Consider the following 23096-nt stretch of genomic DNA (forward strand, 5'->3'; position numbering starts at 1 on the left):
TCCTTTGAGTTTTAATCTTGCGACCGTACTCCCCAGGCGGAATGCTTAAAGCGTTAGCTGCGCCACTGACGAGCAAGCTCGCCAACGGCTGGCATTCATCGTTTACGGCGTGGACTACCAGGGTATCTAATCCTGTTTGCTCCCCACGCTTTCGCGCCTCAGCGTCAGATCCGGACCAGTCAGCCGCCTTCGCCACTGGTGTTCTTGCGAATATCTACGAATTTCACCTCTACACTCGCAGTTCCACTAACCTCTTCCGGTCTCAAGCCAAACAGTATCGAAGGCAATTCTGTGGTTGAGCCACAGGCTTTCACCCCCGACTTATTAAGCCGCCTACGCGCCCTTTACGCCCAGTGATTCCGAACAACGCTAGCCCCCTTCGTATTACCGCGGCTGCTGGCACGAAGTTAGCCGGGGCTTCTTCTCACGCTACCGTCATTATCGTCGCGTGCGAAAGAGCTTTACAACCCTAAGGCCGTCATCACTCACGCGGCATGGCTGGATCAGGCTTGCGCCCATTGTCCAATATTCCCCACTGCTGCCTCCCGTAGGAGTTTGGGCCGTGTCTCAGTCCCAATGTGGCTGATCATCCTCTCAGACCAGCTACTGATCGTCGCCTTGGTAGGCCATTACCCTACCAACTAGCTAATCAGACGCGGGCCGATCCTTCAGCGATAAATCTTTCTGCTCTCGCACGTATCCGGTATTAGCCCAAGTTTCCCTGGGTTATTCCGAACTGAAGGGCACGTTCCCACGCGTTACTCACCCGTCTGCCACTGACCCCGAAGGGCCCGTTCGACTTGCATGTGTTAAGCCTGCCGCCAGCGTTCGTTCTGAGCCAGGATCAAACTCTCACGTTTAAAGAGAATTCGATCTCGACTATGTCACTACGCAAATTGACANGCACCAAAAGATGCAGTTTCCGAAGACAACAGCGCCTCATTCCGGTTTTACCCGGCTTGAGCCGCTCGCCTGTCAGGGAAACATCGGAACCGCCGAAAACAGGCAGCGCCGCGATGAACCTGATTTAGGATCATTCATCCAGCTTGTCAACCCCGCTTTTCGAGAAATTCGAGAAACAGGCAACTTCCGTCGACAGACGGAACCCTCCCCGGACATGGTCAAAGCTCCAGTCTAGCCGAGCTCGTGAACCGTTTCCTGAGAAGGCGCTGGCGCCACCGTATTCCGCGGCGGCGTCGATGGGCGGTTTATAAGCCCGGGCTTTCCGGAGAGTCAACTCGTTTGTGAAGGTTTCTTGTCATTCTGAGGAGATGTCCCCTCGCCCGGCAGCTCCCGTCATCCTGCCCCATGGCATCCGGCCTTCACAGGTTTTATCGGGGCTTGCCTCACTCCCGTCACAGTGGCGGCAGAAGCAGCGGAGTCAAGAAGCCTCCCCGAGAGAGGAGCATTCGGCCGGCTTTTCTGCTGTTACGCTGTGCCTGTGCTCTCTCCTGTGCTAGAGCGCCTCTACGACCTTTTCATGAAGCCAGCCGATCGCGATACCGCCCATCATGAGCCACGTCCCTCCAGATGACAGCCTGCCCAAGCCTTCCCGGCGGGAAGGTTCGCGCCTGACATTGGGGGTCGATCTGGGGCATGAGCCCGCCTTGAGCGCCAACGGCGCCACGGCTCCAGAGGTGGACAAGCGCGAGATCAACCTGCGCTGGCTGGGCGCGAGCGTGCTGACGGGCGTGACAGGGGCGGTCCTGATCGGTGCCTCCATTCATGTCTCCATCGAAGGGGCCACGACCTCCGTCGAGCCTCCCGAGCGGGCCGCCGTACAGGCGTCTCCCCGCCCCGTCCCCGATGGGGAGCGCACGACGAACGCTGCGCGGAAGGGCGACCGGCTGAACATGACGGAGCTGACGACCTCCGCGAAGCAGAGCTTCAAGGCCGCCATGACGATCCGCAGCGGCGACCGCGAGGCCATCAAGGTCCGCCAGTTCGTCAAGATCGCCACCAACCTGTCTCTCACGGCGGGCACCTATGCCTCGGACATTCCCCCGTTCAATCCCATGCGGCTCTTCGCGGAAGGCCCACAGGAGAAGATCGATCAGGTGCCGGAGATCTCCGATGCGGACGTATCGGTGCTCCGCCGGGATCTGGCCGCCATGGTCGTCGAGGCGAGCGCACCCTCTCTGACGGATGACGATGTCCTGGCCTTGCTCGAAGAAGAGCGCCGCGTGAGCAGCCAGACCGGACGCCGGGCCTCCGTGCCGATTCCGGCTCAGCAGATGCTGTTGCGCACCCTGCGTCAGCCCGACAGCCTAGGCGACGCCCTCGGCTATGCCCGCGTCGTCGATGCGCCCTTCAGCACCATCGAAGTGCGTGTGATGCCCGAGAACGTCACCGAGCTGCCGAAGATCGAGCAGAAGGCGGTTCCGCCTCTGATCGAGGAACGGGAGGTCATGTTCAAGAAGGGCGAGACCCTCGAGACGGTCCTGCGCAGCTATGGTGCGACCCCGGAGCAGATCGCGGCCATAGCAGCGGCCCTGTCGGCGCGGATGAAGGTCGAGGCTATGGGAGAAGGCGTCCGCCTGCGCCTTCTGATCGCTCCCGGGCCACGGCTGGGCGACCCCAAGCAGATCGTTCGCGTCATCGCCTTCGGCGAGAAGGGCATCGAGGGCATTGCCGCCACGAACGATCGCGGCGTTTTCGTCTCCGTGACGCCCCCCGACGATCCCTCCAGCCGAACGGCCGTCGCCGACTCGCAGGAGGAGGGAGAGGACGAGAACGACGGCAGGGGCGGCGTACGGCTCTACGAGAGTCTGTATGAGACGGCCATGAAGAACGACTTGCCGGCGGAGACCGTGGAGGAGCTCGTTCGCATCTTCGGCTACGATGTCGATTTTCAACGTCGCGTTGCGCAGGGCGACAGTTTCGAAGTCTTCTTCGGTTCGGACGACGAGGATGCGCCGCCGGAGATTCTCTACGCCTCCCTGACGGTCGGGGGCGAGGCACGCCGGGTCTACCGGTTTCAGGGAGAAGACGGATCCGTCGATTATTTCGACGAGAGCGGCCGCTCCCTGAAGAAGTTCCTGCTCCGCAAGCCGATCACGGACGGGATTCTGCGTTCCGGCTTCGGGTCGCGCTTCCACCCGATCCTCGGCTATTCGCGGCCCCATACGGGCATCGACTGGGCGAACAGGGTCGGCACTCCGATTCTGGCCGCAGGCAACGGCACCGTCCGGACGGCGGACTGGAAATCGGGCTATGGACGGCACATCGAGATTCAGCACAACAACGGCTACGTGACGACCTATTCGCATATGTCGGGCTTTGCCAAGAACATGGCTCCCGGCGTCCGGGTGCGCCAAGGCCAGGTGATCGGCTACGTGGGCAGCACGGGCCTCTCGACCGGCCCCCACCTTCACTACGAGGTGCTGATCAACGGCAGCTTCGTCGACCCCTTGAAGATCCGGCTCCCACAGGGCCGGGAGCTCGACGGCCGCAGCCTCGCCGAGTTCAAGCGCCAACGCGCGCAGGTCGACGACCTGATGATCCAAGGGAATGCGACGGCGAGCCTGTCCCAGCGTGCGGAGCTGCGCTGACCCGGATGCTCGACCTGTTCACGATCGTTTTTCCGGTCTTCGGCCTGATCGGGATCGGCTATCTCGCGCGCCGGACGGGCTTCGTGTCCGAGCGCATGGGCGAGGGCCTGTCGGAATTCGTCTTCACCCTCTCGGTCCCCTGCCTGATCTTCCGCACCCTCGTGACAGCCGAAATCCCGGAGGCGCAGCCCTGGGGATACTGGATCTCCTATTTCGCCGGCGTCGCCGTGGTCTGGCTTCTGGCAACCTCCATCGGCAAACGGTTCTTCGGGATCCAGGGCGTCTCGAGCGTCGTGGCCGGCTTCGCGGCGGGCCAGGCCAACACGGTTTTCGTCGGCGTCCCCATGATCCTCAAGGCCTATGGCGACGCGGGCGCCGTCCCGCTCTTCCTGCTGCTCGCGGTGCACCTGCCCGTGACCATGACTCTGGCAACCGTGCTGGCGGAGGGACGCCAGGCCTCCCCTCTCGTGATCCTGCGCCGGCTGGCAACCCATCCGATCGTGATCGGCATTCTGGCCGGTTCCGCCCTCCGCCCCATCGCTTCCGCGGTCCCGACACCGATCTGGCAGATCATGGACCTGCTGGCGAGCGCGGCCGTTCCCTGCGCCCTGATCTCCATGGGCATCGCGTTGCGCCGCTACGGGATGAAGACGGGGTGGAAGCTGCCGACGGTGATTTCCGTGCTCAAGCTCGTGGTTCACCCGCTCGTCGTTCTCCTGCTGGCGACTTTCGTGTTCCAGATGCCCCCGGTCTGGGCGGGGGTGGCCGTGCTCTTCGCCTCGTGCCCCTCGGGCATCAACGCCTATCTGTTCGCGGAGCGCTATGGTGAGGGCGTGGCTCTCGCGTCGAGCGCCGTGACGCTCTCCACGGTGCTGGCGCTCGGCACCACTCTCGTCTGGCTTTATGTGCTGGGCATCGGCTAGAGCATCGGACCCGAAGGTCCGCTCCCCACGATGGGCTAAAAAGCAAAACCCAGCCTTTGCCGGATCTCCGCCGCCGTCCCCCCCCGCGCCCGCAGTTCGAACAGAGCCTCCGACTTCCGGCTCTTCGCGAGCTTGTCGCCGCCGGAATCCAGGATGAGGCCATGGTGATGATAGAGCGGCGCTCCCAGGCCGAGCAGCTTCTGCAGGAGCACGTGCAGGTCGGTCGCGGCCTCCAGATCCTGGCCGCGCACCACGTGGGTGACGCCTTGCAGCGCATCGTCGACCACAACGGCGAGGTGATAGCTCGTCGGTACGTCCTTGCGCACGATCACCGCGTCGCCCCAGCGCCAGGGATCCGCCTCGACAGTGTTCGTGGCCCCGTCGGGGGTGAAGCGCGTGAAGCCGTGCGGCCCCGGAAGACGAGACCGGGCGGCGTCGCTGTCGAGCCGCCATGCATGCGCCTCGCCGGAGCCGATCCTTCTCGCGGCCTCGTCGGGCGAGAGATTCTTGCAGGTGCCCGGATAGAGCGGCGCGCCGTCGGGATCGCGCGGCCACCCCTCGCCGCTTTCCGCCTCGATGGCCTCGATCCGCTCGGCGATATGCTTGCGGGAACAGAAGCAGGGATAGACGAGCCCCCTGCCCTTCAGCCTCTCGAAGGCTGACCGGTAATCCGAAAAATGCTCCGACTGGCGGCGCACCGGCTTTTCCCAATCCAACCCGAGCCAGGCAAGGTCCTCAAGGATCGCACTCTCGTATTCCGGGCGGCAGCGTGTGATATCGATATCCTCGATGCGCAGAAGGAACCGGCCGCCGAACCGCCGGGCGAGCGCATCGTTGAGCAAGGCCGAATAGGCATGGCCGAGATGGAGCCGCCCGTTGGGGCTCGGAGCGAATCGGAAGACGGGCTTCGTCACGGACAGCCTTCAGGAAACAAGGAACGGAACGGATGGCCACCCTCCTCGAAACGGATGCGGTTCTCAAGAGGGGGCTGACGGCGCTCGCTAAAGCCGATCCCGTGATGGCGCGGCTGATCGCGGAGGGTGCGGCCCCGCACTTGCGCAAGCGCCCGCCGGGTTTCGAGGGGCTGGCCTGGATCATCGTCGGCCAGCAGGTCTCGACCGCCAGCGCCGCGGCGATCTGGGGACGGCTGCGGACCCTCCTCGATCCACCCAGCCCCGAGCGCTTCCTGCGCCTCTCCGACGAAGATCTGAGAGGAGCAGGCCTTTCGGCCATGAAGATCCGAACGATCCGCGCCACCGCGTCTGAGATCGTGGGAGGACGATTGCCGATCGACCGGCTGCACGGCCTCCCGGCCGACGAGGCGCACAGCCTTCTCACCCGGGTCAAGGGCATCGGCCCCTGGACGGCCGACATCTACCTGCTCTTCTGCCTCGGCCACCCTGACGCGTTCCCGGGCGGCGACCTCGCCGTGCAGGAGGCTGCCCGGATCGCCTATGGGCTGGACGAGCGGCCCGATGCGAAGACGCTCACGATCCTCGCGGAGCGCTGGCGGCCCTGGCGCGGCGTCGCGGCCAAGGTGCTCTGGGCCTATTACCGCATCGCCAAGGCCCGGGAGGGCAGCCCCGTCACTTAACGGATCATCCGCGCTGGGCGGCCGCCAGGGAGGCTTGAGCGCCCGCCCGCAGCATGCTGATGTCGCTGCCGATGGACACCATGTTGAAGCCCTTGCGGGCGAGTTCCCCGGCCCGCGCGCCGGAGGGCGCATAGATGGCCGCGATCTTGCCGGCGGCCCTCACGCGGTCGAGCACATGGTCCAGGGCCTTCTCGACCTCGGCACTCGCCGGATCTACCCCCCTGCCGCCCGAGAGCGCGATGGACAGATCCGACGGACCGATGAAGACGCCGTCGATTCCGGGCACCTGGAGGATCTCGTCGAGGATGCCGAGCGCCTCCCGGGTCTCCACCATGGCGAAGGACACGGTCAGGTCGTTGGCCTGTCGCAGATAGACCGACGGATCCAGGCCCGAGAGGGACAGCGCGCCGTAGGCGCCCCAGCTGCGCTGGCCGATGGGCGGGAACTTCATGAAGGAGGCGAAGCGCTGGGCATCCTCGATGCTGTTGATCATGGGCGCGATCACGCCCGAGACGCCCGCATCCAGGAACCGCGAGGCGGAGGCGAAATCCCCCACCGGCACCCGGACCAGGGCGGGCTTTCCCGCCGCCGCGATCAACGGCACGGCCTGGAGCGCGGCCGCGAAATCGATGGAACCGTGCTGCAAATCCATCACCACCGCGTCGAATTCCTCCCGGGCGAGCAGGCCCGGGACGGAGGGATCCGGGATTCCGCACCAGGCCGTGAGCAGGGGCGTTCCCGCCTTCAGGAGGTCGGGGAAGGATGGGTTGGTCAGCATGATATCTTTCTTCTAAATCCTGTTTTGAGAGGTCTTGTTTGGCCTGGGGCAAGGAGTTCCGCGGGACTCAGCGCCCCGCCTTGATCTCCTCGATGGCCTGGGCCGAGAGCTGCTGCAGCTTGGCGCTGAGCTCGGCCTCGTCGAGCGTCTTTCCCGCTTGCTCTAGGTCCTGCCGGATCTTGCGAAGCACGTCCTCATCCCCCGGCTCCTGGAAATCGGCCTGGACGACGCTTCTGGCATAGGCCTCGGCCTCGTCGCCGGCCTTGCCCAGCCGTCCGGCGACCCAGAGGCCGAGCAGCTTGTTGCGGCGGGCGGTGGCCTTGAAACGCAGGTCCTGGTCATGGGCGAACTGCTTCTCGAAGGCGTCCTCGCGCTCGTTGAAAAAGGTCATCGATGGTCCTCCCTGAATGATCCCATCATGCGATATAAGGGCGCACTCGCGCCGGCGCCATGCCATCCCCATCTACAAGAAAGGTGCTGACGGAAGCCCCAAGCCTTCTCCCCCTCTGCGCGTTGTGCTCGTCCCATGGATCGGATAGGTTGCCCTCAAGCGGAGCGCTGGTTTAAAGCCGCGCCTACGCCAGCCGCGGAACTGCACCATTCTTGACCCAGGAGCCCACGGCAATATGGATTTTCTCAAACCACGGTACACGCCTATGAATCGTCGCCGTCGCGTCTATGAGGGCAAGGCGAAGGTCCTCTATGAGGGCCCCGAACCCGGAACGCTCATCCAACACTTCAAGGATGATGCCACCGCCTTCAACGCCAAGAAGCATGAAGTAATCGACGGCAAGGGCGTGCTGAACAACCGGATCTCGGAATTTCTCTTCCAGCATCTGAATGATATCGGGGTCCCCACCCACTTCATTCGCCGGCTGAACATGCGCGAGCAGCTGATTCGGGAAGTGGAGATCATTCCCCTCGAGGTCGTCGTGCGGAACGTGGCGGCGGGGTCGCTCGCCAAGCGGCTCGGTCTCGAGGAAGGCACCCAGCTCCCCCGCTCGATCATCGAATTCTATTACAAGAACGACGAACTCGGCGACCCGATGGTCTCGGAAGAGCACATCACCGCCTTCGGCTGGGCCTCGCCCCAGGAGATCGACGACATCATGGCGCTGGCCATCCGCGTCAACGATTTCCTGTCCGGCCTCTTCCTGGGCGTCGGCATCCGTCTCGTCGACTTCAAGCTGGAGACGGGCCGCCTCTGGGAAGGAGAGCTGATGCGCATCGTCGTGGCCGACGAGATCTCCCCGGATTCCTGCCGCCTGTGGGACATCAAGTCCAAGGACAAGCTCGACAAGGACCGGTTCCGCCGCGACATGGGCGGGCTGGTGGAGGCCTATACGGAGGTGGCGCGCCGCCTCGGCATCCTCACCGAGAACGAGAACGTCGTGGCCGGCGGCCCGCGCCTCGTTCAGTAAGGCCTGATTATCCTGACAGGATCAAAGCCCGGCCCGGTGGTGCCGGGCTTTTCTTTGCCCGCCGGCCCGTCGACCTGCCGGGCACTTCCGCGCTAGAGCATCGGACGTGAAAAGTGGATTTGCACTTTTGGGATCCATCCGATGCTCCCTTTCTAAGGCCGCGCATCGTTGGGAGCAGACCCGAAGGGCCACGTCCGTGAAAACCGGATCCACTTTTCCGCACGATGCGCTAGAAGACAGCAATGTCGTTTCGCCTGCTCCTCCGCTTCCTCCTTCCCGTCCTTGCGCTCAGCCTCGCCAGTTGCGGCTATATTCCCCGCCCTGTCGCAGGCGTGCCGCCCGGCGCGCCCTGGCAGGCGCTGCCGCTGCGCAAGTGGCTCGCCGAGGACCGGGCCGAGCCCATGGCCCTTTCTTTCTGCGCTCCGCCGGAATGCGGTCCCGGCCTGGCGGTGGGCGTAATCCGCCTCACCGGCAAGGAAGCCCGTATCACCGAAGCGGTGCTCCAGGACCCGGAGCGCCTCGCCCGGGCGCTGCGCTCGCCAGCCGGCCGGGACAAGCCGGTGAAGGCATCCATCACGGTGGAGCGGCTGAAGGATGCTCCCTATCCGGGCTTTGTCATGACCCTTGCTCCCATCGACGGCGGCAAGGCCCCAGCCTTCGGCGCGGCCCTGGGCAAGCGCTCCGGCGAAGATCTGGAAGTCGTTCTCGTGATCGGCGAAACGGCCGAAACCGTGCAGCAGACGGCCCGCCAGGTCGCTGCCCGCGAATTGGGCACCTCAACGGGCGCGCCGCACGATCGGGGGCCGATCAGACGACCTTTCACCGGATCGTGCTCCTCAGCCGTTGTTTCTTGCCGCTAATCGCTTTATGGCGTGGGGCAAATCTCAACAGCCCGAGGCCTCCCATGAAAGCTCGCGTCACCGTCACCCTCAAGAACGGCGTTCTCGACCCCCAAGGCAAGGCCATCGAAGGGGCCTTGAAGTCGCTGGGCGTCGAAGGCATCGCCGGCGTCCGCCAGGGCAAGGTCTTCGACATCGAGCTGGAAACCGGCGACAAGAACGCGGCCGAGGCTTCCCTGAAGGCGGCCTGCGAGAAGCTGCTCGCCAATACCGTCATCGAGAACTACCGCGTCGAACTGATCTGACCGTCATGCCCGGATGTGGATCCGGACCCGGAGGGCGCGCCTACGGCGTGACTTCCACGTTTTCCCCCGCCGCACGGCGTGGATGGCCGGAATGAGCCCGGCCGCGACGAGAGAAGGATGAACCCATGAAATCCGCCGTCATCGTCTTCCCCGGCTCCAATCGCGAAGGCGACGTGGTACGGGCCCTGAAGCAGGCAGGTTCCGATGTCCAGAAGGTCTGGCACGCCGACCACGAACTGCCGAAGGGCACGGACCTCGTGGTCCTGCCGGGCGGCTTTTCCTACGGCGACTACCTGCGCTGCGGCGCGATCGCGGGCCGCGCTGCAGTGATGGACGCGGTGCGGGCCCACGCAGCGCGGGGGGGCCTGGTGCTCGGCATCTGCAACGGCTTCCAGATCCTGTGCGAGTCCGGCCTTCTGCCCGGCATCCTAATGCGCAACGCGAACCTCAAGTTCATCTGCCATCGCCAGTTCCTGAAGGTGGAGCGCAACGACACTGCCTTCACGAAGGCCTATGCGCAGGGCCAGGCCATCGATGTGTGCGTCGCCCATGGCGAGGGCAATTACACGGCGGATGCGGAGACCCTGAAGCGCCTCGAGGGCGAAGGCCTGGTGGCCTTCCGCTATTGCGATGCCCAAGGACATGTGACGGCCGATGCCAACCGCAACGGCTCCATGAACTCCATCGCGGGCATCTATTCGACCAAGCTCAACGTGCTCGGCATGATGCCTCACCCGGAAAACCTGATTGAGGACCTCGTGGGCGGCACCGATGGGCGCGGCCTGTTCGAGAGCCTCGTGTCGTCCTTCCCCCACGCTGCCTGATCCCTCCAGATTACGAGACCCTGATGATCCGCAACGACGTCGCCATCACCCCGGAGCTGGTCAAGGAGCACGGGCTTAAAGCCGACGAATACGACCGCTTCGTGAAGCTCATCGGCCGCGAGCCGACGCTCACCGAGCTCGGCATCGTTTCCGCCATGTGGAACGAGCACTGCTCGTACAAGTCCTCGCGCATCCATCTGCGCGGCCTGCCCACCAAGGCGCCCTGGGTCATCCAGGGGCCGGGCGAGAACGCGGGCGTGATCGACATCGGCGACGGGCTGGCCTGCATCTTCAAGATGGAAAGCCACAACCATCCGTCCTTCATCGAGCCTTATCAGGGCGCGGCGACGGGCGTGGGCGGAATCCTGCGCGACGTGTTCACCATGGGCGCCCGCCCGATCGCGGCCCTGAACTTCCTGCGGTTCGGCGAACCGGATCATCCCAAGACCCCACACCTCGTCTCGGGCGTGGTCGCGGGCATCGGCGGCTACGGCAATTCCTTCGGCGTGCCCACCGTCGGCGGCAGCGTCGGCTTCGACAAGCGCTACAACGGCAACATTCTCGTCAACGCCATGGCGGTCGGCCTCGCGCGCACGGACGAGATCTTCTACGCGAAGGCCACCGGCGTCGGGAATCCGATCGTCTATCTCGGCTCCAAGACCGGCCGCGACGGCATCCACGGCGCCACCATGGCGTCGGCCGAATTCGACGATGCGTCGGAGGAAAAGCGCCCCACCGTGCAGGTGGGCGACCCCTTCGCCGAGAAGCTGCTGCTGGAAGCCTGCCTCGAGCTCATGAAATCCGGCGCGGTGATCGCGATCCAGGACATGGGCGCGGCGGGCCTTACCAGCTCCGCGGTGGAGATGGGGGCCAAGGGCAATCTCGGCGTCGAGCTCGACCTCGACAAGGTGCCCTGCCGCGAGGAGGGTATGACGGCCTACGAGATGATGCTCTCGGAGAGCCAGGAGCGCATGCTCATGGTGCTCAAGCCCGGCATGGAAAAGCAGGCCGAGGCCATCTTCCACAAATGGGGGCTGGACTTTGCCGTGATCGGCAAGACCACCGACACGCTGCGCTTCGTCATCAAGCACCAGGGCGAGGTGAAGGCCGACCTTCCGATCAAGGAGCTCGGCGACGAGGCTCCGGTCTATGACCGCCCGTGGGTGGAGAGCCCCAGGCAGCCCGTGATCGCGGCGGACAGCGTCAAGGCTCCTGTCTCGGAAGCCGAGGCGCTCCTGAAGCTCGTCGGCTCGCCGGACCAGTGCTCCAAGCGCTGGGTCTGGGAGCAGTACGACCATCTGATCCTTGGCAACACGGTGCAGGTTCCGGGCGGGGATGCGGCCATCGTGCGGGTCGAGGACGGCCCGAAGGGCTTGGCACTGACCACCGACGTCACCCCGCGCTACTGCGAGGCCGATCCCTTCGAGGGCGGCAAGCAGGCCGTGGCGGAGGCCTGGCGCAACATCACGGCCGTCGGCGGCCTGCCGCTGGCGATCACCGACAACCTGAACTTCGCAAGCCCCGAGCGGCCCGAATCCATGGGCCAGTTCGTCGGTTGCCTGAAGGGCATCGGCGAGGCCTGCCGCGCCCTGGACTTCCCCGTGGTGTCCGGCAACGTCTCCCTCTACAACGAGACCAACGGCCAGGGCATCCTCCCCACCCCGGCCATCGGCGGCGTCGGCCTCCTCGACGACGTGACGGTGAACGCTTCCATCGCCTTCAAGGACGAGGGCGAGGCGATCATCCTGATCGGCGCCACGAGCGGCTGGCTGGGCCAGTCGATCTATCTACGCGACGTCTGCGGCCGCGAGGAAGGCGCTCCCCCACCGGTGGATCTCGCCGAGGAAAGGCGCAACGGCGACTTCGTCCGCCAGCTCATCCGCTCCGGCCAGGTGAAGACCGTGCACGATTGCTCGGATGGCGGCATCGCGCTGGCGCTCGCCGAGATGGCGATGGCGGGCTGCGTCGGCGCCGAGATCACGGCTGTGCCTGAGACCATGCCGCTTCACGCCTTCCTCTTCGGCGAGGATCAGGCGCGCTATCTCATCGCCGTCGACGAGGATGTGGCCGCCGATATTCTCTATGCGGCGGGAGCTGTCGGCATCCCGGCCGTGACGCTGGGCGTGACGGGCGGCGATTCGTTGATTCTGCCGGGCCAGCAGGCCATATCCGTGAAGCAGCTGAAGAACGCTCACGAAGCCTGGTTGCCCGAGTACATGGCCGGGAAGGCCTGAGGAGTTTGATCCATGGCAATGGATGCACGCGATATCGAGAGCATGATCAAGGCCGCCCTGCCGGATGCGGTGGTGGAGATCAAGGATCTGGCGGGCGACGGCGACCACTACGCCGCCACCGTCACGTCCTCGGCCTTCAAGGGCAAATCCCGCGTCCAGCAGCACCAGATGGTCTATGCAGCGCTGCAAGGCCGCATGGGTGGGGCTCTCCACGCCCTTGCATTGACGACGCTGGCACCCGACAATTGAAGCATGACCCCAGCGCCTTGACCGCTGCGGAACAGGAGACCTCCATGGCTGACGCCAACCAGATCATCGACAACGAAGTGAAGTCCAACGACGTCGTGCTGTTCATGAAGGGCACGCCGCAATTCCCCATGTGCGGGTTCTCTGGACAGGTGGTCCAGATCCTCAACTACCTCGGCGTGCCCTATAAGGGCGTCAATGTGCTCGAGGACGAGACCATCCGCCAGGGAATCAAGGATTATTCCAACTGGCCGACCATTCCCCAGCTCTACGTAAAGGGCGAGTTCATCGGCGGCTGCGACATCACCCGCGAGATGTTCCAGGCCGGCGAGCTGCAGCAGCTCTTCACCGACAAGGGCATCCAGGTTCAGCAGAGCGCCTGATCGGGCCTCTTTTCGATAAACCTATCAGAGCGGGGCTTTCGCGCCCCGCTTTATTGTTGCTCCCGGCCCGCCGTACAGGCGCGGTTTATGTCGCATTCCGGAAAACGGCCCGGCTTCCTACAAAGGGGAGACAGGGCCGCTCAGAAGAACAGAACCGGGCGGCGGAACCGGGGGTCTTCCATGTTCGAGAGAGAGACGACGACGAATGTCGTCCCGTTCAAGCCGCGCGTCGCGGCGACACACCATCCGAAAACCATCCTGGAGCGGGTCTATGCGGCCGGATCGCTCTCCGTGCGGGCCGATGACCGCGCCACCAAGATGGCGGCCGTGATGCTCCAGCGGCTCGGCTTCCTGGTCATCGAGGAAATTTCGGCGGACGGCGCCCCGTCCCTGCTCGAGCAAGGCAAGACGCGAGAGGCCATGAGCCGCCCCTGGCGGCTCTCGAAACCTGCCTACTCGGGCGAGATCGGGATCCCTGACGGCGAAGGCGCCTTCCGGGGCTAGGACCGTCCGAGCGCCGTTCGAACGAAGGACAGCGCATCGGGGGATGCCCATTCGGCAGGGCCCTTGAGGAGCGCGACCTCGCAGCCGGAGGCGTCGACCAGCAAGGTCGTCGGCAGGCCGACCACGTGGCCGGATTTCTGCAGAACCTGGAGCAGCTTGCCAGCGGGATCGGCATAATAGGTCAGGTTCCTGATGCCGTTCTCCTGCAGCCATGCCTTCGGCTTCTCGGGGTTGCGCGTGTCCACGTTGATGGCGACCACCTGGAAGTCGGCTCCTCCCAGCTCGGCCTGGAGCTTGTCGAGTGCCGGCATTTCCTGGCGGCAGGGGACACACCATGTCGCCCAGAGATTGACGAGGATCATCCTGCCTTTGAAATCGGACAGGCTCATCCCCTGCCCCTCGGCGCCGGTAAAAGCGATCGGCGGCGGCGGCTTGGGCGCGCCGCTCACGCCGACAGCCGCAAGCTCACCCTTTGCCAAGGGCTTGAGACGGTCTGCGACACTTGTGGAGGCGCGGCATTCCCCCGCCTGAGCCATGTCGGCTTGATCCCGAGACAGGCTGTACCAGGCCGTCCCTGCCCCGAGGATGGCGAGAGCAGCAAGGCCGCCGAGCCAGAAGCGGCTTCGGGTTTTTGGGGTTTTCGGTGTAGTCGACATGGGCCCGATGTGGCGCTTTTCCGGTCAAGCCTCAAGCCCTGAATGGGATTTCTCCATCACGATGCCGTGGTTGGGAGCGACGCAGGTCAGGGGACGCGAAGCCCACCTTGCCTCTCGCATTGGCCATCGCTTCCCGTTATGGTGCGGCCACGTTTCGGAGCCCTTTGATGTCGACCTGCGTTTCCTTCACCCGTGCGGCCCTGGTGGCCGGCCTCATCGTCCTCGGCCTCTCGGCTTGCGGCCGCCGCGGCGCGCTCGAGCCGCCGCCGAGCGGTTCGGCCGCGGCCCAGCCGGAACAGAACGCGACCGATCAGGCCACCCTGCCCTCCCCGGTCGGCACCCCTCGGTCGAACCCCCGTCGCGGCTATACCATCCCCGACAAGCCCTTTATTCTCGATCCGCTGCTGTAAGGCTGCCCGATGCACCATTTCGCCTATCGCGACGGCGTCCTCCACGCGGAGGATGTCAGCCTGCGCCGACTCGCGGACGAGGTCGGAACCCCGTTCTATTGCTATTCGACAGCAACCCTCGAGCGGCATTACCGCGTCTTCGCAGAGGCTTTCTCCGACACTGATACCCTCGTCTGCTATGCCATGAAGGCGAATTCCAACCAGGCGGTCCTCAAGACCCTGGGCCGCCTCGGCGCGGGCATGGACATCGTATCCGAAGGCGAGTTGCGCCGCGCGCTGGCGGCCGGCGTGCCGGGAGAGCGCGTGGTGTTCTCCGGCGTCGGCAAGACGCGGTCCGAAATGGCCTTCGCCCTCGATAGCGGCATTCTCTGCTTCAATGTGGAATCCGAGCCGGAGCTGGAGGCACTCTCCGAGGTCGCCCTTTCGAAAGGCCGGCGGGCGCCGATCTCGATCCGCATCAACCCGGACGTGGACGCCAAGACCCACAAGAAGATCTCGACCGGCAAGTCAGAGAACAAGTTCGGCATTCCGATTTCCCGCGCCCGTGAGGTCTACGCCCGGGCCGCACGCCTGAAGGGCGTCGAGGTTACGGGCGTCGACATGCATATCGGCAGCCAGATCACCGATCTCTCCCCCTTCGACAATGCTACCGCGCTTCTGGCCGAGCTCGCCCGCGACCTGATGGCGGACGGGCACAAACTCCATCACATCGATCTCGGCGGCGGCCTCGGGGTGCCCTATCGCGACGACAACGAGCCGCCGCCCGACCCGCAGGCCTATGCCGGGATCATCAAGCGGCACACCCAGGACCTCGGCCTTAAGCTCGTCTTCGAGATGGGCCGCCTGATCGCCGGCAATGCGGGCATTCTCGTCGCCAAGGTCATCTACGTGAAGGAAGGGGCGGACCGGACCTTCGTGATCGTCGACGCGGCGATGAACGATCTCATCCGCCCGACGCTCTACGAAGCCTTCCACAATATCAGGCCCGTGACCGAGCCGTCGCCGGATACACCCCGCATCGTCGCCGACGTGGTCGGCCCGGTCTGCGAGACGGGCGATTACCTCGCGCTCGCGCGCGACATGCCGGCCGTGAAGCCGGGCGATCTCATCGCCGTCATGACGGCCGGCGCCTATGGGGCGGTTCAGTCCAACACCTACAACACCCGTCTGCTCGTGCCGGAGGTTCTGGTGCGCGGCCCGGACAGCGCAGTAGTGCGCCCGCGTCCGAGCTATGATGAGTTGATCGGGCTCGACAGGATTCCAGGCTGGCTGTCCTGAAAGTCCGAACGGCGACACCCGGTCCCTGAACCTTTCCTCCCTACGAAAATCCCCGGCGGAGCATATCCGCCGGGGTTCGATTTTAGACCGAAACGACCGGCTTAGATCACGAAGAAGTCGGCGTTGGTCAGCCCAAGCTTCGTGGGGAGCTGCGCGAACTTCACGGCAGCACCTTTGCCCGAACCGTCCGCGTCGTAATAGAGCGCGCCGGTCCTGTTGTTGTAGACGATGTAGTCGTTCTTATCCTTCGCCTTCGTACCCGTGGCGAAGAAGTCCTTGTTGAGGGTGCCCGTCTTCGTGAGCTTCTTGAAGACGGCATTCTCCAGACGGATCGTGTCGTCCCTCGTGCTGAAGCTCGAGATCGTGTCCACATTGGTGCTCTTGTTCAGAGCCGTGTTGAACACGAAGGCGTCCCTGCCGGTCCCGCCCGTCAGCACGTCGTTGCCCAGGCCGCCTCCCAGAGTATCGTTGCCGGATCCCCCGTTGAGCACGTCGAGGCCCGCGCCACCGAAGAAGGCTTCGCTTGCGGCAGTCCCGCTGACGGTTTCACCATTGACGTTGCCGAGGTTGATGGTGAAGGTCTGCTGCGTGACCAGGCCGGTAACGTCCTTGGCCTCGACGGTGACTTTGTGAGACCTGGCCTGCTCGTAATCGAGCTTCAGCCCGTTCTTGACCACGATCTTGCCGTTCGCGATCTCGAAGCGTCCGCCGGCATCGTCCACGAGACGGAACGTCACGCTATTGCCCGCGTCCTGATCGGTAGCCGTGAGGGTTCCGACCTCCGTTCCGTTCGCTGCCAGCTCGTTGAGGGGCTGGTTCGCCAATGTGAGACTCACGTTCTCCGGCGCCTCTTCGGTGTTGTAGACACCGATCATGATCGCCCTCACAAGGGAATAACCAGCGGCATCGGTGACCTTCACCCACAATTGGTGAAACCCAACTTGGTCATCGTTCAAGGCAGCCTTGATCTGGATCTTGTCGCCGTCGATTTCGAAGAAGGGGTTCTGTGCCGGAGTATCGCCGGTTCCATCAGTCACCAGAGCATAGGTGAAGCCACCCCCTTGGACATCGAACGCCGAGAGCGTGGCGAATTTGGTACCGATGGACGCTTTCTCGGCGACGAGACCTTCTCGCGGGCCGATCTGAAGATTGGTCGGGGCCGCCCTGTCGAGGGTGAAGGCGATCGCCGAAGTCGACGCATTGTCGGCTGCGTCCGTAACACGAACACGAACCGTGTGCAGGCCATCCGCCAGGATGGTCGGGTCGTAGGAATCGCTCCACTCGCCGTCGTCCACCTTGTACTCGACCGTGGCGCCAACCTCGACATTGGTGACCGTCAGGGCGGCGTTGTTGGTGATCCTGTCGCTATTCGACCTGCCGCTGTCAGTCGTGAGCGCCACCTCCGGAGCCGCCGGAGCGATCGTGTCTGTTGAAAGCATCATGATATGCCCCGGATAATTTGTGTGGGAAAGGTTGTCGGGACACGTCGTGTATGGTGTTACACCATGCCTGTCAATTTAATAACAAAACACTATATCGCATCCCCGCGTCTCCCTGGTTGGATGGCTCCGTTCGATGAAGCTATGGCGAACCCGCTTTTCGACCCCATCGTCGTCGCGCACCGATCCAGGCGACCTCCCGCGGCTTGGCCCTGCCTGACTGAGCGGATCAAAACTTGTTGAATCCCGTTCGGCAATTGGCCCTGGCCATTCGGACATGGCGTGCTAGCTTCCCGATGGGGGCGTCGGCACAATCCGTGCTGCGGAGAGATTGGCATGAGCGAAGGCCCGAACCCGTCGCCGGCACACAACACCCTGAGCCAGAGGTTCGGGCGCCTGGTCAGCCGTGCGCGCTGGTCCCTCTGGTGGGAGGATGCCTGGCCCCGAATCTGGCTGCCGCTCGCCATCGTCCTCGTCTTCCTCACCCTGTCCTGGTTCGGCCTGTGGCTCGATGCCACGCCGGTCTGGCGGATGGTTGGGCTCGGCCTGTTCGCGGCCGCCCTCCTTCTCTCCCTCTGGCCGCTCCTGCGCCTGCGGATGCCGAGCCGCACGCGGGCTCTCGACCGCCTCGACCGCGACACGGGCCTGACCCACGGCCCGGCCAGGGTGCTCGACGACAGCCTGGCGCTCGGATCGGGCGATCCCGGCACCCGGGCGCTGTGGTCGCTCCACCGCAGGCGCGCCGAGGACGCCGTCGCCCGGATGCGGGTGGCCCCGCCCCGGCCCGACATGCCCCGGCGCGACCGCTATGCCCTGCGCGCGGCGGGCGTCCTCGCCCTCGCGACGAGCGCCTTCGTGGCGGGCCCGGAGATCGGCTCGCGGCTCAAGGCCGCCTTCGACTGGCGGGAGATCTCGGCCTCGGCGCCCGCCTTCCGGATCGACGGATGGATCGACCCGCCGCTCTATACCCGCATGCCGCCGCTCATGATCGATCTCGCGAGGAGCCAGTCTCTGCGCGCGCCGATCCGGTCCACCATCGTCATCCGGGTCGCCGGCGACGGCTCGGCGGAGGTCAAGGCCGGCAAAGGCCTGACCGCCCTTCCCCCGAAGGGCAACCAGCGCGCGGATCTGCGCGAGGAGCGCTACACCCTCGACGGCAGCGGCGAACTCACCGTCAGCACGGGCTTCGCCCACAGCGTCACCCTGACCCTCGAAGCCATTCCCGACCGCATTCCCGAGATTGCCTTTTCCGGACCGCCGGAGGTCAATGCCCGGGGCACGTTCACCCTCGTCTACAGGGGAAAGGACGATTACGGCATCACCTCCCTCGAAGGCGCTCTCGAGAAGGCGGACGGCAGCAAGGGCCGCTCCCTGGTGGCGGCCCCGCCCCTCCCGCTCGCCCTCCCCGGGCACGAGGAGAACGCGCCCGACACCCGCTCCCCCGTCGACCTGACGAACCATCCCTGGGCCGGCGCGCCGGTCACGATCAGGCTCAAGGCCAAGGACGAGGCGGGCCAGGAGGCGACGAGCGAGGCCCTTGCCTTCACGCTGCCGCAGCGCCCCTTCACGAACCCGCTCGCGAAGGCCCTCGTGGAGCAGCGCCGCAATCTCGTGCTCGCGCCGGACGACCGCAGGCGCGTGCAGACCGCCCTCGACGCCCTTTTGATCGAGCCGGCGGAATTCACGCCGCAATGGGGGGTGTTCATGGGCCTGCGCGCGGCCGCCGAGCGCCTGCGCGTCGCCAAGACCGACGAAGCCCTTCTCGAAGTCGCCGACTGGCTCTGGAGCATGGCGCTTCAAATCGAGGACGGGGACCTCTCCGACGCCGAGCAGCAGCTGCGCGCCGCGCAGGAGCGCCTGAAGGAGGCCATGGAGCGCGGCGCGACCGATGATGAGATCAAGCGCCTCACGGACGAGCTGCGGCAGGCCATGGACCGCTTCCTGCGGGAGTTCGCCCAGCGCATGCAGCAGAATCAGCAGCAGGCCGAGAATCAGAACCAGCGCGCGCCCGACCGGATGATCTCCCAGGACGACCTGAACAGGATGCTCCAGCAGATGGAGGAGGCCATGCGCCGCGGGGACATGGCGGAGGCCCAGCGCCTCCTCGAGCAGCTGCGCAACATCCTCGAAAACCTGCAGACGGCGCAGCCGAACGGCCGCATGACCGACCCGCTCTCCCGCGAGATGAACCAGGCCATGCGCGATCTCGAGGACATGGCGCGCGAGCAGCAGGACCTGCGCGACGACACGTTCCAGCAAGGTCAGAACCGGCGCATGCAGCAGGGCGACCGCAACGCGCCCCGGCAAGGCCAGCGCCAGCAAGGGCAGCGCCAGCAGGGGCAGCAAGGCCAGCAGGGACAGCAGGGCGAAGGCCAGGAGCAGGGTGAGAACGGGGCGGGCGACCAGGGTCTCCAGCAGAGGCAGCAGGCGCTCCGCGAGCGGCTTCAGGACCTGCAGCGGCGCATGGAAGGCATGGGTATGCAGGGCGAACAGGGCTTCGGCGAGGCCGAAGGCGCCATGCGTGAGGCGGAAGGCGCGCTCGGCCAGGGTCAGGACGGCCCCGCCGTCGATGCCCAGGGACGCGCGCTCGAGAGCCTGCGCCGCGGCATGCAGGGCATGGCCCAGCAGATGCAGCAAATGCAGCAGGGCCAACAGGGCAACGAGCAGGCCGGCGACCAGCCCGGCCAGGGCGAGCCGCAGGGGCCGGGACAGGCCGGACAGCAGAACAACGATCCCCTGGGACGCCCCACCCGCAGCCGGGACTACGTGGACAACAGCCGCGAGGGCATTCCCGGCGTCAACGAATCGCCGTCCCAGAGGGCCCAGCGCATCCTCGAAGAACTGCGGCGCAAGCTCGGCGACCCCACCAGGCGGCAGGAGGAACTCGAATATTTCGAGCGCCTGCTTCGCAGGAACTAAAGCATCGGGCCCGAAAGTGGACTTGCACTTTTGGGATCAATCCGATGCTTTCCTCTTAAGACCAAGAGCATCGTTGGGCGCGGACTCGGAGGGCCACGTCAGTGACCCTAAAGGCCGCGTCAGCGAAAACCGAATCCACTTTTCCGCACGATGCTCTAGGTTTAGGGGTAAGAGGAAGGCCGCAACAGGAGCCTTGACGCTCGCCTCCTCCTGGGCCGCGCCATTCGCGGCCCGGACCCATCCATGGAATTCCAATGACCAGTTTTGCCGACATCCTTGTGCCGATTGCGGTTCTCGCCGTTGCGTTCGTCCTGCTGCTCGGCCTTATCAACATGCTGCGCGGCGGCAGCGCCAACAGGTCGCAGCATCTCATGCGAATGCGTGTCCTGCTTCAGTTTCTGGCCATCATCGTCATCATGGGCGTGATCTGGTGGAGAGCGGCGTAGCCATCACCGTCTTGACACTTTTTCGCCACGGTTTGTATTAAGAGATCATTAGCCATGCGGGCCTACCCTGATGGCCTTATTCATTTTATTCGGCGGATCCCTTTATAATGCGCGTCAGCAGAGCGACAGGCTTGGGTCTTTCCATCCTTCTTGCAGGATCGACGAGCCTTCTCGCTGCCGACGCCCGTAAGTCATCCGCTCAGCCGAGCCTTCTGTCCGAGTTCCGCATGGGGTTGTCCGCGCAGGATCCCTGGGGTCCCGAGGGAGATGGCGGCTCGGCCAACCTCACGGGCGAGATCCTTCTCGCGAAGCCCTTCACCGCATCCGACCTGTTCACGAGCTACTTCATTCCCCGCCCGCATTTCGGCGGCAGCCTGAACTTCGACGACCGGACCAGTTTCGCCTATACGGGCCTGACCTGGACCTTCGACGTCACGCCCTCCCTGTTCGTCGAGGGCAGCATCGGCGGCGCGTTCCACAACGGCAGGAACGAGCTCGACGACCCCTTTTCGGATCGCCAGGCCCTGGGCTGCTCCCCCCTCTTCCGCGAGTCCGGCTCGGTCGGCGTGCGCCTTTCCGCCAACTGGAGCGTGATGGCCACCGTCGAGCATCTCTCCAATGCGGGTTCCTGCTCCGACAATCGGGGCTTGACGAATGTCGGCGCGCGGGTTGGGTATTCGTTCTGATCGAACCCTCTTGAACCCGGGCCTGCCATGGTCGTTCTCAACCGCATCTATACCCGCACCGGGGACAAGGGCACCACGGCGCTTGCCGCCGGAGGGCGCCGCCCCAAGCACGACCTCCGCATCGAGGCCTTCGGCACGGTCGACGAAACCAATGCTTGCATCGGGCTGGTCCGCCTGCACACGCAGGGGCAGCCGATCGATGCCATGCTGAGCCGCATCCAGAACGATCTCTTCGACCTCGGCGCCGACCTCGCGACCGTGGAGACGGACAAGCCGCTTCCCTATGAACCGCTTCGAATCACGCAGGGCCAGGTCGACCGGCTCGAGCGGGAGATCGATGAATTGAACGCGGATCTGGCCCCCCTGCGCTCCTTCGTTCTGCCCGGCGGCACCCCCGCCGCCGCGGCCCTGCATCTGGCCCGCACGGTCTGCCGCCGGGCCGAGCGCAACGTGGTCGAGCTCATGCAGAAGCCGGACGAGACCGTGTCCGGGGAAGCCGTGAAATATCTCAATCGGCTGTCGGATTTCCTGTTCGTGGCGTCGCGCCACGTCAACGACAAGGGCGCCCTGGACGTCCTGTGGGTTCCGGGCCAGAACCGATAGCGCATCGGGCCGCGCGATGCGTTCGTCGCCAGGGATGAGCATCGCATCATCCGAAAAGCGGATTCCGCTCTCGGATCCGATACGATAGGAACCGATCATGTTCCTTCCGCTCCACGACGGCGTCCCTCTCGAGCACATGAAGACGCCCGTCGTGGCGCGATCCCTGATCGTGGCCTGCACGCTCATCCATCTCCTCTTCGTCTTCGGGCCCGTCGGCCCGGACGAGATGGTGGCGGGCTTCGGCCTCATCCCGGCCGTCCTGTTCGGTTTCGAGACCCTGCCCGAGGGCTATCCCTTCGTGCCAGCCTGGATGACCCTGGCCACCAACATCTTCCTGCACGGATCGTGGTTTCACCTCGTCGGCAACATGCTGTTCCTGTGGGTGTTCGGCGACAATGTGGAAGACGCCATGGGACACCTGCGCTTCCTCGCCTTCTTCCTGCTGTGCGGCGTCATCGCCAGCCTGGCGCACGCCCTCGCCTCCTTTTCCATGGCCGGAGCGAGCCTGCCCGACAGCTTCATGCTCCCGGCCCCGCAGCGCCCTCTCATCGGCGCCTCGGGCGGTGTGTCGGGCGTGGTGGCGGCCTATGTCATCCTGTACCCGCGCGTGCGGATCTGGGCTCTGTTCCTCGGCGGAATTCCCCTGCGCCTGCCCGCCTACTGGGCCATCGGCTTCTGGTTCGCGGTTCAGTTCGTGTCCGCCTTCTTCGGCGCGGATGACGGCGTCGGCTGGTTCGCCCATCTTGGCGGGTTCATCGCGGGCGCTATTCTCATCCCGATGATGCGTCATCGCTACGATCCGGTTCTCGCCCGCGCCGCGGCGCAGGAATTGCAGACGCCGCGTTGACTTTCGAAGGCGTGAGGCTACGGTCCGTTCCGCCTTTTTCCTATTCGTCCGGAGAGCCTTCCACGGGCCCTGTCCGGACCTGACCTTCAATGAGGACAGACGAATGAAGCTTCTGGTGTGTGTGAAGCGGGTTGTCGATTACAACGTGAAGATCCGCGTGAAGGCGGACGGGTCCGGGGTGGAGCTTTCCAACGTCAAGATGTCCATGAA

The 23096-nt window shown here is 64.9% G+C and carries 23 protein-coding genes, 1 rRNA gene and 1 pseudogene; 19 read left to right on the top strand and 6 right to left on the bottom strand.

From position 1 onward, the window contains the following. Positions 1 to 860: ribosomal RNA gene (locus E4K09_RS02635) — 16S ribosomal RNA — on the bottom strand; the annotation flags it as partial. A gap of 651 nt (positions 861 to 1511) precedes the next feature. Between E4K09_RS02635 and E4K09_RS02640 the strand changes: the two genes are divergently transcribed. Together E4K09_RS02640 and E4K09_RS02645 are read left to right on the top strand one after the other, a co-directional pair. Then, a complete protein-coding gene (locus E4K09_RS02640) occupies positions 1512 to 3551 on the top strand; it encodes a M23 family metallopeptidase (protein WP_134494985.1) in 2040 nt (679 codons plus the stop codon). A gap of 5 nt (positions 3552 to 3556) precedes the next feature. Next, positions 3557 to 4474 (top strand): AEC family transporter, encoded by a 918-nt coding sequence (locus E4K09_RS02645; protein ID WP_134494987.1) that lies wholly within the window; start codon positions 3557 to 3559, stop codon positions 4472 to 4474. Between the two features lie 35 nt (positions 4475 to 4509). Here E4K09_RS02645 and gluQRS read toward each other — a convergent pair whose 3' ends face one another. Then, positions 4510 to 5388 carry a tRNA glutamyl-Q(34) synthetase GluQRS gene (gluQRS, locus tag E4K09_RS02650; RefSeq protein ID WP_134494989.1) on the bottom strand — a complete coding sequence of 293 codons (879 nt, stop codon included), beginning with the start codon at positions 5386 to 5388 and terminating at the stop codon, positions 4510 to 4512. Between the two features lie 32 nt (positions 5389 to 5420). Here gluQRS and E4K09_RS02655 point away from each other — a divergent pair, with 32 nt between their 5' ends. Further along, positions 5421 to 6068 carry a DNA-3-methyladenine glycosylase family protein gene (locus tag E4K09_RS02655; protein WP_134494990.1) on the top strand — a complete coding sequence of 216 codons (648 nt, stop codon included), beginning with the start codon at positions 5421 to 5423 and terminating at the stop codon, positions 6066 to 6068. Between the two features lie 4 nt (positions 6069 to 6072). Here E4K09_RS02655 and E4K09_RS02660 read toward each other — a convergent pair whose 3' ends face one another. Then, positions 6073 to 6846: an HpcH/HpaI aldolase family protein gene (locus E4K09_RS02660; RefSeq protein WP_134494993.1), complete on the bottom strand. Its 774-nt coding sequence runs from the start codon at positions 6844 to 6846 to the stop codon at positions 6073 to 6075. Between the two features lie 67 nt (positions 6847 to 6913). Continuing rightward, positions 6914 to 7237: a DUF1476 domain-containing protein gene (locus E4K09_RS02665; protein WP_134494995.1), complete on the bottom strand. Its 324-nt coding sequence runs from the start codon at positions 7235 to 7237 to the stop codon at positions 6914 to 6916. Between the two features lie 235 nt (positions 7238 to 7472). Between E4K09_RS02665 and purC the strand changes: the two genes are divergently transcribed. The 8 genes from purC (at position 7473) to E4K09_RS02705 (ending at position 13602) form a co-directional block, all read left to right on the top strand. Continuing rightward, positions 7473 to 8267 (top strand): phosphoribosylaminoimidazolesuccinocarboxamide synthase, encoded by a 795-nt coding sequence (purC, locus tag E4K09_RS02670; RefSeq protein ID WP_134494997.1) that lies wholly within the window; start codon positions 7473 to 7475, stop codon positions 8265 to 8267. Between the two features lie 242 nt (positions 8268 to 8509). Next, a complete protein-coding gene (locus tag E4K09_RS02675) occupies positions 8510 to 9127 on the top strand; it encodes a hypothetical protein (protein ID WP_134494999.1) in 618 nt (205 codons plus the stop codon). Between the two features lie 44 nt (positions 9128 to 9171). Then, complete coding sequence (gene purS, locus E4K09_RS02680) at positions 9172 to 9411, top strand: phosphoribosylformylglycinamidine synthase subunit PurS (RefSeq protein ID WP_134495001.1); 240 nt, start codon at positions 9172 to 9174, stop codon at positions 9409 to 9411. A gap of 125 nt (positions 9412 to 9536) precedes the next feature. Next, positions 9537 to 10235 carry a phosphoribosylformylglycinamidine synthase subunit PurQ gene (purQ, locus tag E4K09_RS02685; RefSeq protein WP_134495003.1) on the top strand — a complete coding sequence of 233 codons (699 nt, stop codon included), beginning with the start codon at positions 9537 to 9539 and terminating at the stop codon, positions 10233 to 10235. Between the two features lie 23 nt (positions 10236 to 10258). Beyond that, on the top strand, positions 10259 to 12469 hold the full coding sequence (gene purL / locus E4K09_RS02690) for a phosphoribosylformylglycinamidine synthase subunit PurL (protein WP_134495005.1): 2211 nt from the start codon (positions 10259 to 10261) through the stop codon (positions 12467 to 12469). A 12-nt stretch (positions 12470 to 12481) separates the two neighbouring features. Continuing rightward, the gene (locus E4K09_RS02695; protein WP_134495007.1) at positions 12482 to 12718 is read left to right on the top strand and encodes a BolA family protein; all 237 of its coding nucleotides are present in this window, start codon (positions 12482 to 12484) and stop codon (positions 12716 to 12718) included. A gap of 44 nt (positions 12719 to 12762) precedes the next feature. Continuing rightward, entirely contained in the window at positions 12763 to 13098 is a 336-nt protein-coding gene (gene grxD / locus E4K09_RS02700) for a Grx4 family monothiol glutaredoxin (RefSeq protein ID WP_134495009.1), read from the top strand. A 180-nt stretch (positions 13099 to 13278) separates the two neighbouring features. After that, the gene (locus E4K09_RS02705) at positions 13279 to 13602 is read left to right on the top strand and encodes a hypothetical protein (protein ID WP_134495011.1); all 324 of its coding nucleotides are present in this window, start codon (positions 13279 to 13281) and stop codon (positions 13600 to 13602) included. Here the strand turns inward: E4K09_RS02705 and tlpA are convergent. Further along, complete coding sequence (tlpA, locus tag E4K09_RS02710) at positions 13599 to 14258, bottom strand: thiol:disulfide interchange protein TlpA (protein ID WP_134495013.1); 660 nt, start codon at positions 14256 to 14258, stop codon at positions 13599 to 13601. The two genes, E4K09_RS02705 and tlpA, sit on opposite strands and share 4 nt — an antisense overlap. A gap of 167 nt (positions 14259 to 14425) precedes the next feature. Between tlpA and lptM the strand changes: the two genes are divergently transcribed. Beyond that, on the top strand, positions 14426 to 14668 hold the full coding sequence (gene lptM, locus E4K09_RS02715) for an LPS translocon maturation chaperone LptM (RefSeq protein WP_134495015.1): 243 nt from the start codon (positions 14426 to 14428) through the stop codon (positions 14666 to 14668). 9 nt (positions 14669 to 14677) lie between these two features. Then, positions 14678 to 15946, top strand: coding sequence for a diaminopimelate decarboxylase (lysA, locus tag E4K09_RS02720; protein WP_134495017.1), 1269 nt, complete (start codon positions 14678 to 14680; stop codon positions 15944 to 15946). Positions 15947 to 16047: 101 nt separating this feature from the next. On the opposite strand, the gene E4K09_RS30620 is transcribed toward lysA, so the two are convergent. Next, positions 16048 to 17388: a cadherin domain-containing protein gene (locus E4K09_RS30620; protein ID WP_134495019.1), complete on the bottom strand. Its 1341-nt coding sequence runs from the start codon at positions 17386 to 17388 to the stop codon at positions 16048 to 16050. Positions 17389 to 17721: 333 nt separating this feature from the next. On the opposite strand from E4K09_RS30620, the gene E4K09_RS02730 reads away from it, so the two are divergent. From E4K09_RS02730 to E4K09_RS02755, 6 genes and pseudogenes are all read left to right on the top strand, one after another. Further along, positions 17722 to 20304, top strand: a complete 2583-nt coding sequence (locus E4K09_RS02730; protein ID WP_134495021.1) for a TIGR02302 family protein — start codon at positions 17722 to 17724, stop codon at positions 20302 to 20304. A 254-nt stretch (positions 20305 to 20558) separates the two neighbouring features. Next, positions 20559 to 20750, top strand: coding sequence for a twin transmembrane helix small protein (locus tag E4K09_RS02735; protein WP_134495023.1), 192 nt, complete (start codon positions 20559 to 20561; stop codon positions 20748 to 20750). A 107-nt stretch (positions 20751 to 20857) separates the two neighbouring features. After that, entirely contained in the window at positions 20858 to 21436 is a 579-nt protein-coding gene (locus E4K09_RS02740) for an acyloxyacyl hydrolase (RefSeq protein ID WP_134495025.1), read from the top strand. Positions 21437 to 21463: 27 nt separating this feature from the next. After that, positions 21464 to 22039, top strand: coding sequence for a cob(I)yrinic acid a,c-diamide adenosyltransferase (locus E4K09_RS02745; RefSeq protein WP_134495027.1), 576 nt, complete (start codon positions 21464 to 21466; stop codon positions 22037 to 22039). Positions 22040 to 22136: 97 nt separating this feature from the next. Beyond that, positions 22137 to 22886: a rhomboid family intramembrane serine protease gene (locus E4K09_RS02750; RefSeq protein ID WP_134495029.1), complete on the top strand. Its 750-nt coding sequence runs from the start codon at positions 22137 to 22139 to the stop codon at positions 22884 to 22886. Positions 22887 to 22989: 103 nt separating this feature from the next. Continuing rightward, positions 22990 to 23096, top strand: a pseudogene (locus tag E4K09_RS02755) (electron transfer flavoprotein subunit beta/FixA family protein); the annotation flags it as partial.

This window comes from Microvirga pakistanensis, from assembly GCF_004458765.1.
GTDB lineage: Bacteria > Pseudomonadota > Alphaproteobacteria > Rhizobiales > Beijerinckiaceae > Microvirga > Microvirga pakistanensis.

Excerpts from the sequence above, each read along its gene's own strand:
- E4K09_RS02640 (WP_134494985.1), top strand. The coding sequence starts at position 1,512 with ATGAGCCACGTCCCTCCAGATGACAGCCTGCCCAAGCCTTCCCGGCGG.
- E4K09_RS02645 (WP_134494987.1), top strand. The coding sequence starts at position 3,557 with ATGCTCGACCTGTTCACGATCGTTTTTCCGGTCTTCGGCCTGATCGGG.
- E4K09_RS02655 (WP_134494990.1), top strand. The coding sequence starts at position 5,421 with ATGGCCACCCTCCTCGAAACGGATGCGGTTCTCAAGAGGGGGCTGACG.
- E4K09_RS02660 (WP_134494993.1), bottom strand. The coding sequence starts at position 6,846 with ATGCTGACCAACCCATCCTTCCCCGACCTCCTGAAGGCGGGAACGCCC.
- E4K09_RS02665 (WP_134494995.1), bottom strand. The coding sequence starts at position 7,237 with ATGACCTTTTTCAACGAGCGCGAGGACGCCTTCGAGAAGCAGTTCGCC.
- purC (WP_134494997.1), top strand. The coding sequence starts at position 7,473 with ATGGATTTTCTCAAACCACGGTACACGCCTATGAATCGTCGCCGTCGC.
- E4K09_RS02675 (WP_134494999.1), top strand. The coding sequence starts at position 8,510 with ATGTCGTTTCGCCTGCTCCTCCGCTTCCTCCTTCCCGTCCTTGCGCTC.
- purS (WP_134495001.1), top strand. The coding sequence starts at position 9,172 with ATGAAAGCTCGCGTCACCGTCACCCTCAAGAACGGCGTTCTCGACCCC.
- purQ (WP_134495003.1), top strand. The coding sequence starts at position 9,537 with ATGAAATCCGCCGTCATCGTCTTCCCCGGCTCCAATCGCGAAGGCGAC.
- purL (WP_134495005.1), top strand. The coding sequence starts at position 10,259 with ATGATCCGCAACGACGTCGCCATCACCCCGGAGCTGGTCAAGGAGCAC.
- E4K09_RS02695 (WP_134495007.1), top strand. The coding sequence starts at position 12,482 with ATGGCAATGGATGCACGCGATATCGAGAGCATGATCAAGGCCGCCCTG.
- grxD (WP_134495009.1), top strand. The coding sequence starts at position 12,763 with ATGGCTGACGCCAACCAGATCATCGACAACGAAGTGAAGTCCAACGAC.
- E4K09_RS02705 (WP_134495011.1), top strand. The coding sequence starts at position 13,279 with ATGTTCGAGAGAGAGACGACGACGAATGTCGTCCCGTTCAAGCCGCGC.
- tlpA (WP_134495013.1), bottom strand. The coding sequence starts at position 14,258 with ATGTCGACTACACCGAAAACCCCAAAAACCCGAAGCCGCTTCTGGCTC.
- lptM (WP_134495015.1), top strand. The coding sequence starts at position 14,426 with ATGTCGACCTGCGTTTCCTTCACCCGTGCGGCCCTGGTGGCCGGCCTC.
- lysA (WP_134495017.1), top strand. The coding sequence starts at position 14,678 with ATGCACCATTTCGCCTATCGCGACGGCGTCCTCCACGCGGAGGATGTC.
- E4K09_RS30620 (WP_134495019.1), bottom strand. The coding sequence starts at position 17,388 with ATGATGCTTTCAACAGACACGATCGCTCCGGCGGCTCCGGAGGTGGCG.
- E4K09_RS02730 (WP_134495021.1), top strand. The coding sequence starts at position 17,722 with ATGAGCGAAGGCCCGAACCCGTCGCCGGCACACAACACCCTGAGCCAG.
- E4K09_RS02735 (WP_134495023.1), top strand. The coding sequence starts at position 20,559 with ATGACCAGTTTTGCCGACATCCTTGTGCCGATTGCGGTTCTCGCCGTT.
- E4K09_RS02740 (WP_134495025.1), top strand. The coding sequence starts at position 20,858 with ATGCGCGTCAGCAGAGCGACAGGCTTGGGTCTTTCCATCCTTCTTGCA.
- E4K09_RS02745 (WP_134495027.1), top strand. The coding sequence starts at position 21,464 with ATGGTCGTTCTCAACCGCATCTATACCCGCACCGGGGACAAGGGCACC.
- E4K09_RS02750 (WP_134495029.1), top strand. The coding sequence starts at position 22,137 with ATGTTCCTTCCGCTCCACGACGGCGTCCCTCTCGAGCACATGAAGACG.